Source organism: Variovorax sp. FG153 (assembly GCF_057809595.1).
Genome location: NZ_JBMDKG010000063.1, coordinates 44274 through 50518 on the forward strand (window position 1 = coordinate 44274; position 6245 = coordinate 50518).

Consider the following 6245-nt stretch of genomic DNA (forward strand, 5'->3'; position numbering starts at 1 on the left):
ATGTTCAGGGCATCAGCGTGTTCGAGGGCAGCGTCTCGTCGAGCAGCTTGCGCGCCGTCTCGATGCCGGCCACCGGCAGCAGCTTCGGGTCGAGCAGGCCCACCTGCACCAGCACGCTGGCCTGGTCCCAGTAGATGTGCTCGTGATAGAGCTTGTCGCCGCGGAACTTGATGACCGCGAGCAGCGGCATCTCGACGCGCCGGCCCGTGGGCGCCACGCCCGGCAGCATCCACGGGATCTCGGTGGTGTGGGTGAACGAGAACAGCAGCTCGTCGACCACCTGCGTCGCGCCGACCGTGCGCGAGATCGAGGTCAGCGCGGTGTCGGGCGGGTTGCTGTTGACGAAGTGGTTCGTGTAGAAGGCATGCAGGTCCCTGTAGCCCACGCCGCCGGTCATGGTCGGGATGTGGTTGACGTAGGGCTCGGCCACCATGGTCGACATGGTGTCGTCGACGTTGCGCGTGCCGAACTCGTACTCGCAGTGCTTGTCCCACAGCGCCGAGAGGTCGTAGTGCGGACCGATCGCGGCCTTGAGCGCGGCGATGCTGCGCTCGTGCGCCATCAGCGCCGAGGGCTTGTGGAAGTGGTCGCCGCCCGCGCGCGCGAAGGCGTGGTCGACGCCCGGATAGACGTGCAGCGCCACCTTCGGATGGCCCTTGAGCGCCTGCACGATGCGCTCGCGCGCCTCGGGCGGGCAGAACTTGTCGAGCTCGGCCACATGGAGCAGCAGTGGCTTGCGGATGTTCTTCGCTTCCTCGAGCGCCGCGTCGATGCCCACGCCGTAGTAGCCCACCGACACGTCGGCATCGGTGCGGCAGGCCGCGAGGTAGGCCAGCTTGCCGCCGAGGCAGAAGCCCAGCACGCCGGCCTGGCGCTCGACCACCTCGGGCCGGTCGCGCAGCACGTCGAGCGCGGCCTGGATGTCCTCCATGCCCTTGGCCTCGTCGAAGCCGCCGTAGAACTCGAAGGCCTGCTGCCAGTCGGCCTCGCTGTAGCCCAGCTCCACGTCGGACTGCTGGCGCCAGAACAGGTCGGGCACCAGCGCCACGTAGCCCTCCTCGGCGTAGTAGTCGGCCACGTCGCGCATGGTCTTGTTCACGCCGAAGATCTCCTGCGCGATCACCAGGCCGGGCCCGTGGCCCGAGGCCGGCACGGCGAGATAGCCGCGGAAGCTGCCGCTGCCGTCTTTGGCGGCGAGCTGGATGTATTGACCTGTCATCGGTGTCTCCAAGGTGGGGTGGGTGAGTGACGCTGCATGGCGCGCGCCCGAGCCCGAAGGCTCAGGCCGGCTGCAACTGCTTGTACATGACGAAGGCGTCGACGAAGCCCTGCCGCGGATGCCGGAAGGCACCGGGCAGCGTGCCGACGATGGCGAAGCCCAGCTTCTGCCAGAGATGGACCGCGGGCGCGTTGGCCGAGACCACGAAGTTGAACTGCATCGCGAGGAAGCCGCGCGCGATGGCCTCGCGCTGCGAGTGCTCGCACATCGCCGAGGCGACGCCCAGGCCGCGCGCCGCGTCGGACACCACGTAGCCGCAGTTGGCCACGTGCGCGCCCTGGCCCGGCTGGTTGGCCTTGAGCACGTAAGTGCCGAGCACCGCGCCCTGCGCATCGCAGGCCACGTAGGTGGCCAGGCGCGGGTTCAGCCACAGCGAGCGCGCCTCGTCCTCGGGAATGTCGGTCGCGAAGGTGTAGGTGTCGCCGCGGCGGAAGGTGGGCTCGAGCACCGACCAGATCGCGGGCCAGTCGGCGGGTTCGGCGAGGCGCAGTTGCAGCATGGGGTCTTCGGTCGGGGGGCGGACGCTGCAAGGATAATCCGCCCCCATGGAAATCATCAGCTTTCTCGTCGACTTCATCCTGCATGTCGACAAGCACCTCGAGGCCTTCGTCATCGCCTACGGCCCCTGGGTCTACGCGCTCCTGTTCCTGATCGTGTTCGTCGAGACGGGGGTGGTGGTGATGCCCTTCCTGCCGGGCGACTCGCTGCTGTTCATCGTGGGCGCGCTGTGCGGCGTGGGGCTGATGAGCTTTCCGATCGCCTGCACTTTGCTGGTGATCGCGGCCATCCTCGGCGACCAGTGCAACTACAGCATCGGGCGCTATTTCGGGCCCAAGGTGTTCCAGTGGGAGAGTTCGCGCTTCTTCAACCGCAAGGCCTTCGACCAGGCGCATGCCTTCTACGAGCGCTACGGCGGCATCACCATCGTGCTGGCGCGCTTCATGCCCTTCATCCGCACCTTCGCGCCCTTCGTGGCCGGCGTGGCCGAGATGAACCGCGCCAAGTTCAGCATGTTCAACGTCGGCGGCGCGCTGTTGTGGGTGCTGGGCATCGCGACCGCGGGCTATTTCTTCGGCAACCTGCCGCTGGTGCGCGAACACCTCGACAAGATCATCTGGGCGCTGATCTTCGTGCCGGGCCTGCTCGCGATCTTCGGCGCCTGGCGTGCCTCGCGGGCCGAGAAGGCGCGCGCGCAGCAGGGCGCCTGAGGCCGCTCGCCCACGAAAAAAGAGCGCCCCGCGGGGCGCTCTTTTCGTTGGTGCGGCATGGGTGCCAGGCACCCGGACGGTCAGTAGTTCGGGCCGTTGCGCGGGTAGTAGTTGCCCTGCGGATAACGCTGCTGGTTGTAGTAGTTGCGTTCGTCGGCATTGCGGCCGACCTGGTTGCCGATGATGCCGCCGATGGCGGCACCACCCACGGTGCTGGCGGTGTTGCCGCCGATCGCATTGCCGACCAGCGCGCCGCCGACCGCGCCCACGCCCGTGCCCAGGTTCTGGTTCGGGCCCGACGCGCAGCCTGCGAGCGCCATCACGGAGGTGGCCGCCGCAGCGGCAATCCAGATGCGTGCTTTCATGATGTCCACCTTTCTGTTTAAAAAATCGATGGAGTGATCTTCTGCAAAACGGTGTTCCACGCCGTGTAGGAGCCGGCCGCGCCTGCCTGTGCGGGGCGCCGGGCCGCAGCGTGGGAAGGGGAGCCTGCGCGGGGTCGGCGCTGCCCACGCCGCCCTCTGAAAACAGGGCCCGAGGACCGCTCAGAGCTGCCGGCTGCGTGCCAGCGGCGGGTTCTGCGCGAAATAGCGCTGGATGCCGCGCATCAGCGCGTCGGCCAGGTCTTCCTGGTACTGCACGCGGCGCAGGTTGGCTTCTTCCTCGGGATTGCTGATGAAGGCGGTCTCGACCAGCACGCTCGGGATGTCGGGCGCCTTCAGCACCGCGAAGCCGGCCTGCTCGACCTGGCCCTTGTGCAGCCGCGCGCCGATGCCCTTGATCTCGCCGAGCATCGCGCCGCCGAGCTTGAGGCTGTCGTTGATCTGCGCGGTGGTGCTCATGTCGAGCAGCGCGCGCTGCACCTGCGCCTCGTGGTTGCCGACGTTCACGCCGCCGACCTTGTCGGCGTCGTTCTCCTTGTTGGCGAGCCAGCGCGCGGCGCTGCTCGAGGCGCCGCTCTGGCTCAGCGCGAACACGCTGGCGCCGCGCGCGGCCGGTGTGGTGAAGGCGTCGGCATGGATGCTCACGAACAGGTCGGCCTGCACGCGCCGCGCCTTCTGCACGCGCACGCCCAGCGGCACGAAGAAGTCGGCATCGCGCGTGAGGAAGGCGCGCATCGGGTTGCCGTTGATGCTGCTGGCGTTGATGCGGTCGCGCAGGCGGAACGCGACCTGCAGCACGATGTCCTTTTCGCGTGTGCCGGCCGGGCCGATGGCGCCGGGGTCCTCGCCGCCGTGGCCCGGGTCGAGCGCGACGATGATGATGCGGTCGGTGCGATTGGCGGTGGCGCCGCCGCGCGCGACCGCCACCGGCGGCGGCGGAGCCACGGGCCGGGGCGCGGCCGCGGGCGGGCTCGGCGGCATCGGCAGCGGGCGGCTCTCGGCGACGACCGGTGGCGGCGTCGCGGGGCCGGGCCGCATCGACTGCTGCGCCATCAGCTCGCCCAGCGGATCGGGCGCCGGCGCGGTCGCCACCGCGGGCGGGCGCGCGGGTGGCGCGACGGGCGTGGGCACGGGGCGCGGCGCCGGCACGTTGGGCGAGGGCCGCACCAGGATCGGCGGTCCGCCGTCGGGTGCCAGGCCCGAGGGCGGCGTCGCGGGCGGCGGCACCGCGGGCGCGCTGGCCACCGAGGTGTCGTTGCCGCCGCTGGTGCGCGGGGCGTCGCGCAGGCGCTCGGTGATCAGCGCCTCCATCGGGTCGATGGCCTTCTCGGGATAGAGGTCGAGCACCAGCCGGTGCTTGTAGGCGGCGATGGGCGCGAGCGAGAACACCTGCGGCGCCACGGTCTGCTTGAGGTCGAACACGATGCGCACCACCTTCGGTGCGTTCTGTCCCACGCGCAGGCCGTTGATGTAGGGGTCGCCGGGCTTGATCTTGCCGACCAGCTCGCGCAATTCGCTGCTGAGGTCGATGCCCTCGATGTCGACCGCGAGCCGTGGCGGGTTGCCCACCACCAGCTGCTGCGAATGCAGGCGCACGTCGGACTCGATGGTCACGCGCGTGTAGTCGGCCGCGGGCCAGACGCGCACCGCGAGGATGCTGGCGCCGCGCGCGATCTGATGGACGCCGAGCACCAGCGCGAGGCTGCCGCCCTGCAGCAGCACGCGCCGCTTGAGGCCGCCCGCCTTCATGCGGCGGCGTGGGACAGCAGGTCGCCGCCGCGAGGTGTGTTCGCCAGGAGTGTCACGCTGCGTGTGTCGTCGGTCATTGCTTCGATTTTAATAGCTAGGTCCGCAATTGGAGTGCGCCCCGCCGCGTTTTCGGGCCATTCCGCCAGCTTGAGGCCCGGGCCCGCGAAGATGTCGCGGAAGCCCGCGTCCTCCCATTCGCGCGGATCGCTGAAACGGTAGAAGTCGAAGTGGAAGATCGCGAGCCCGTCGGGTGCCTCGTGCGGCTCGACCACCGCGTAGGTCGGGCTCTTGATGCGCCCCGTGATGCCGAGCGCGCGCAGCAGGTGCCGCACGAAGGTGGTCTTGCCGGCCCCGAGGTCGCCGTGCAGTTCGACGAAGGCATCGCGCAGGGCGGGGGAGGCCGCGAGCGAACGGGCGAAGGCCTCGGTATCGGCCTCGTCGCGCCAGCGCATTTCTACAATCGGCAAGTGATCGTCAGCAGCCATCCACTCGTTGTGCGTATTCAGGCCTTGGCCCGGGAACTCGGATTCTCCCAAATCGGAATCGCGGGCGTCGATCTGTCGAGCGCCGAGGACGGTCTGATGCAATGGCTGGCCCATGGGTTCCATGGCGAGATGGATTACATGGCCGCGCACGGCACGCGCCGCGCGCGGCCCGCCGAGCTGGTGCCCGGCACGGTGAGCGTGATCACCGCGCGCATGGACTACCTGCCGCGCGACACGCCGGCCGACTGGCAGGCGGTCGAGTTCGACCGCTTGCGCCGGCCCGGCGAGGCGATCGTCTCGGTGTATGCGCGCGGTCGCGACTATCACAAGGTGTTGCGCAACCGGCTCGCGAAGCTGGCCGAGCGCATCGCGCAGGAGGTCGGGCCCTTCGGGCATCGGGCCTTCACCGATTCGGCGCCGGTGCTCGAGGCCGAACTGGCCTCGCGCAGCGGGCAGGGCTGGCGCGGCAAGCACACGCTGGTGCTCGATCGCGACGCGGGCTCGATGTTTTTCCTCGGCGAGATCTACGTCGACATGGTGCTGCCCGAGAGCGAGCCGGTGAGCTCGCACTGCGGCAGCTGCAGCGCCTGCATCGACGTGTGCCCGACGCGGGCGATCGTGGCGCCGCGGCGGCTCGATGCGCGGCGGTGCATCTCGTACCTCACGATCGAGCATGGGGGGGCGATTCCGGTGGAGCTGCGGACGCTGATGGGGAACCGGATCTATGGCTGCGACGACTGCCAGCTGATCTGTCCGTGGAACAAGTTCGCGAAGAAGAGTTCGTTGGTGGACTTCGATGCGAGGGACGGGTTGACGGGGCGTACCTTGGCCGAGTTGTTTGCCTGGACCGAGGAGGAGTTCTTGCGGAGGACGGAGGGGAGTCCTATTCGGCGGATTGGGCATGAGCGGTGGTTGCGGAACATTGCTGTTGCGCTGGGGAATGCGATGCGGGCTGGTGAAGAGGGGGCTCGTGATGCTCTGGTTTCTCGCAAGGATGGTTCCAGTGCCTTGGTTCGGGAGCATGTGGAGTGGGCTTTGGGGGCTTCTTCCTAGCTTGTTGCTTTTGCTGAGGCTGTCGGCCGGGAATTCGCCCCGGCGGGCGAGTCACTTTCTTTTGTCTCGCCAAAAGAAAGTAACCAAA

At 68.8% G+C, this 6245-nt stretch carries 7 protein-coding genes; 2 read left to right on the plus strand and 5 right to left on the minus strand.

The genetic code is table 11. The features are described 5' to 3' along the window. Positions 1–4: 4 nt before the first annotated feature. The gene (locus tag ACODT0_RS38410; RefSeq protein ID WP_489043697.1) at positions 5–1219 is read right to left on the minus strand and encodes a dienelactone hydrolase family protein; all 1215 of its coding nucleotides are present in this window, start codon (positions 1217–1219) and stop codon (positions 5–7) included. Positions 1220–1280: 61 nt separating this feature from the next. Then, on the minus strand, positions 1281–1778 hold the full coding sequence (locus ACODT0_RS38415) for a GNAT family N-acetyltransferase (protein ID WP_489043698.1): 498 nt from the start codon (positions 1776–1778) through the stop codon (positions 1281–1283). Between the two features lie 46 nt (positions 1779–1824). Between ACODT0_RS38415 and ACODT0_RS38420 the strand changes: the two genes are divergently transcribed. After that, complete coding sequence (locus tag ACODT0_RS38420) at positions 1825–2487, plus strand: DedA family protein (protein ID WP_057597698.1); 663 nt, start codon at positions 1825–1827, stop codon at positions 2485–2487. Positions 2488–2567: 80 nt separating this feature from the next. On the opposite strand, the gene ACODT0_RS38425 is transcribed toward ACODT0_RS38420, so the two are convergent. The 3 genes from ACODT0_RS38425 to tsaE form a co-directional block, all read right to left on the minus strand. Next, the gene (locus ACODT0_RS38425; RefSeq protein WP_057597702.1) at positions 2568–2852 is read right to left on the minus strand and encodes a YMGG-like glycine zipper-containing protein; all 285 of its coding nucleotides are present in this window, start codon (positions 2850–2852) and stop codon (positions 2568–2570) included. Between the two features lie 180 nt (positions 2853–3032). Next, positions 3033–4619: an N-acetylmuramoyl-L-alanine amidase gene (locus ACODT0_RS38430; protein WP_296739856.1), complete on the minus strand. Its 1587-nt coding sequence runs from the start codon at positions 4617–4619 to the stop codon at positions 3033–3035. After that, positions 4616–5104: a tRNA (adenosine(37)-N6)-threonylcarbamoyltransferase complex ATPase subunit type 1 TsaE gene (gene tsaE, locus ACODT0_RS38435; RefSeq protein ID WP_057597919.1), complete on the minus strand. Its 489-nt coding sequence runs from the start codon at positions 5102–5104 to the stop codon at positions 4616–4618. The genes ACODT0_RS38430 and tsaE overlap by 4 nt, the downstream gene beginning before the upstream one ends. Here tsaE and queG point away from each other — a divergent pair. Further along, a complete protein-coding gene (gene queG, locus ACODT0_RS38440) occupies positions 5090–6157 on the plus strand; it encodes a tRNA epoxyqueuosine(34) reductase QueG (RefSeq protein ID WP_422098193.1) in 1068 nt (355 codons plus the stop codon). The genes tsaE and queG overlap by 15 nt on opposite strands. Positions 6158–6245 lie beyond the last annotated feature (88 nt).